At 68.9% G+C, this 1,357-nt stretch carries 3 protein-coding genes; all 3 read right to left on the reverse strand.

Annotated features, from left to right (window positions below; all coding sequences use genetic code 11):
• The coding region (locus A39O_RS0110880) for a hypothetical protein (RefSeq protein ID WP_211211568.1) at nucleotides 1-635 on the reverse strand (635 nt) is incomplete at its 3' end.
• 26 nt (nucleotides 636-661) lie between these two features.
• A complete protein-coding gene (locus A39O_RS0110885; protein WP_020504691.1) occupies nucleotides 662-1,102 on the reverse strand; it encodes a hypothetical protein in 441 nt (146 codons plus the stop codon).
• A partial coding sequence (locus tag A39O_RS0110890; RefSeq protein ID WP_026199316.1) for a hypothetical protein occupies nucleotides 1,099-1,357 on the reverse strand: 259 nt, incomplete at its 5' end. The genes A39O_RS0110890 and A39O_RS0110885, both read right to left, overlap by 4 nt.

The following is a 1,357-nucleotide window of genomic DNA, read 5'->3' on the forward strand; positions in this document are numbered from 1 at the left end:
ATTGCCACGCTGCTGGCAGTGATCGTGGTCATCACCGATGCATCCGTCATCACGCGTGCCAGCGCCGTCGCATTGCTGCATACCGCCGTCATCGCGACCGTGCTGGCCACGATGGCGTCCAGCGAGCGGCGATTGCCGAGCAGCACCGCCAGTGCGGCCGGGTTGGCGCACAACGCCGTCATGGCGGTGGCACTGGCGGTCACGGTCGCCATCGCCGCGCTGCTGGCAATGAGCGCGGTCATCGCGACCGCGCTGGCGGCCACGCTGTCCATCGCCGCCGCGTGGGCCGCCAGCGCCGTGACGGCCTTGGGCGTGCCAATGATCACCGCCGCCGCGGGCTGCGACAGCAGCGTCGTCAACTCCGCCAGGGCGCCCGCGCCTTCGGCCCAGGTCGCGAAACTCGCCGGGGTCAAGGCCGCATCGGCCACCAGAAAGTTTAGCGTCTCCGCCGACCCGAACAGGGTAACGAAGTGCGCGTAACTCACGGGAACCGTGTCGAGCGCCGCCGCGCGCGGCGCGGTCCAGGTCGCGGTCGAGAGCGCGCTGCCGGCCGGGGCGCGGCTGGTGATCGCGGCGTCCAGCGCGTCGAGCTTGGCATAGCGCTCGGGGGTCAGGCGCAGCAACAGCGCGCGCACGGCGGTGTAAATGGGTGCGTCAAGACTCACGGCACGACCTCGCGCAGCATCGAGACCAAGGCCCCGTCGCTGTAAGTGTATGTAGTGCGGTACGTGGTCCCGGCGACCGCGACCGTAACGGTCAGCACGTCACCCGTCGTCGGGTCATAGGTGTAGGTGGTCACGCGCACGACCGCGTCCGGCAAGGTCTCGCTGAGCGTGCTGATCGTGCCGTCGAGGTTATACGCTAGTGCCGTGCTACTGGCCGGCACCAGCTGCAGCAAGTCGGCCCGCACCGCGCGCGCGGCGTTCACCAGCCCTTGCATGGTCCCCAGGAGGGGATCGTCGGAGACGGTCAACTGATCGAGCAGGTGCAGCAACCCGTCAATGCTGGTCAGGGCGGCGCGCAGCCGCGGCAGGTCATATTCCAGGGTGTTGTCCTGATGGGGCAGCGGCAGCCCGACCCAGGGGGTGACGGTGTCCGTCATATGATCGCCACCCTCAGGTTCTTCACGATCGGCCCGGCCGTCGCCGTACCGCTCAGGGTCAGACGCACGCGCGTGTTGTCGTGGGCGAAATCGTCAATCTCATGACGGAACTCAATGCGGTCCCCGTCGAGCACGGCGCTCGCCACCATCGGCGCGACGCTCCAGAGGCCGCCGTCGCCGCGCTGCACTTCGGCGACCACGCTGGCCCCGCCGGGCAGCAGGGCATCGTAATAGATGCTGACTTTGGTGCCGCCG

The organism is Lamprocystis purpurea DSM 4197, assembly GCF_000379525.1.
Lineage (GTDB): Bacteria > Pseudomonadota > Gammaproteobacteria > Chromatiales > Chromatiaceae > Thiodictyon > Thiodictyon purpureum.

Excerpts from the sequence above, each read along its gene's own strand:
- A39O_RS0110885 (WP_020504691.1), bottom strand. The coding sequence starts at position 1,102 with ATGACGGACACCGTCACCCCCTGGGTCGGGCTGCCGCTGCCCCATCAG.